The sequence below is a fragment of the Burkholderia sp. Ac-20345 genome (genome assembly GCF_017104825.1).
Lineage (GTDB): Bacteria > Pseudomonadota > Gammaproteobacteria > Burkholderiales > Burkholderiaceae > Burkholderia > Burkholderia lata_B.
The window spans coordinates 1-1,662 of the sequence record NZ_JAAGPO010000469.1 but is presented as its reverse complement, the minus strand read 5'-3'; the positions used below and the strand labels follow the sequence as shown (position 1 = coordinate 1,662).

The 1,662-nt window shown below is 70.0% G+C and carries 3 protein-coding genes; all 3 read left to right on the top strand.

The window, feature by feature from the left end; genetic code table 11:
• Positions 1–246 precede the first annotated feature (246 nt).
• A complete protein-coding gene (locus G3O06_RS48035) occupies positions 247–591 on the top strand; it encodes a hypothetical protein (protein WP_205820404.1) in 345 nt (114 codons plus the stop codon).
• Complete coding sequence (locus G3O06_RS48030) at positions 581–1,213, top strand: Dabb family protein (RefSeq protein ID WP_205820402.1); 633 nt, start codon at positions 581–583, stop codon at positions 1,211–1,213. Before G3O06_RS48035 ends, G3O06_RS48030 begins: the two co-directional genes overlap by 11 nt.
• A 44-nt stretch (positions 1,214–1,257) precedes the next feature.
• Positions 1,258–1,662 (top strand): alcohol dehydrogenase catalytic domain-containing protein (locus G3O06_RS48025; protein WP_205820395.1); only part of this gene is annotated, 405 nt, incomplete at its 3' end.

Here is a 1,662-nt window from a genome sequence, read left to right as displayed (position 1 = left end):
TGCGCGTGAGTTCGCTCAGCAGGCGCGCGCCGAGGCCCGGCAGGACGCGGCCGCGGGCCGGCATGGCGCGCTGTTTCATGTGTTTCCCGATCTGATCGTTGCGACAGGGGCCGGTGAGCGAGCCGGTAGGGGTCTGCTGACCGTCACCACGCAAGAATGCTATCCACGCCGACCGCCTTCGGCCTCGCCGGAACGGCGTAGGCCGGCCGCGCATCCCTGTTACGAACGACCACGGACGACACGCGAATGATCCAGATCCTAGACGAAATCACGCTCGCGCCCGAGCGCATTCCCGACGTGCTTGCACTGCTGCGCGACCGTTACCTGCCGGGCCACGCGGCGCGCGGGCTGACGGCGGCCGGCCGCTGGGTGTCGCCGCCCGTCGCGGTGCCGGGGCAGCCGAGCACGCTGTGGCTGACCTGGCACGTGGCCGACGCGCCGTCCTACTACCGGATGCGTGCGCTGACGGATGCCGGCGTGGTCGGCTTCTGGATGGCCGTCGACGCGCTGTGCGACGTGCGCCGCCGCCATGTGATGACGGACGCCGATGCGCCGCTGCCCGCGCTGGCGGAGGTCGACCATGCGGCATGACACGGCACAGGTATTCGTGTCGGCGGATTGCAACGCCGGCGCCATCGAACGTGCGCTGCACGAAGCCGCGCACGCGCTGGCCGGCACGAAACGCGTGGCACTGGCGCGCAATCTGGACGGTAGCTGGGGCGCGGGCGACTACACGCTCGACGTGCTGCGCGACGAATCGGCGGCCGACCGCACGGGGGATTTCGCCGCGCTGGCGCAATTGCCGGGCATCGAGCGCATCGACGGCGCCGGATGCCGTGCGATCGGCGGCGGCCTGCGCGATCCGGCGCTGCGCGACGGCGTGTGGCGCACGCTGATGTTGCGCGTGCGGCCGCAAGCCAGCGCGGCGCAGATCGCCGCGCTCGAACGCGAATTGCTGCAGATGCCCGCGTTCATGCCCGGCATCCGTAACTGGCGACTGAGCCGGATCGACACGCCCGGCGCATGGACGCACGTGTGGCAGCAGGAATTCGCGCACGTCGGCGATCTGCCCGGCGAATACCTGATGCATCCCTATCACTGGGGCTGGGTCGACCGCCGGTTCGATGCCGAAAGCCCCGACTGGACGGTCGATGCGATCTCGCATGCGTTCTGTTCGCTCGCGTCGAGCCTGCTGGCCGATACGGCGGCGTGACGCACCGCACACATCAAGCTGACAACAACCCTGGAGACACGAAGATGCGAGCCCTGTTGATCGATCGCGTCGGTCATTCCGACGCTTTCCGGATGGCCGACGTGCCGGCACCGACGCCGGGCCCCGGCGACGTGCTGATCCGCGTCGCGTATGCAGGCGTCAATCCTGCCGACTGGAAATGCCGCGAAGGCTACCTCGGCGCATTCATGCAATACACGTTTCCGTTCGTGATCGGCTTCGACGCGGCGGGCGTGGTCGAAGCGGTCGGCGACGGCGTCGACGGTTTCGCGCCCGGCATGCGCGTGTTCGCGCAGACCGACGTCGGCGCGGGGCGCTGGGGCGCGTATGCGGAATACGTGGCCGTGCGGCACGACTCGGTCGTGCGCGTGCCCGACGCGGTGAGCCTGGCGGAAGCCGCCACGGTGCCGACGCCCGCGCTCGCCGCATGG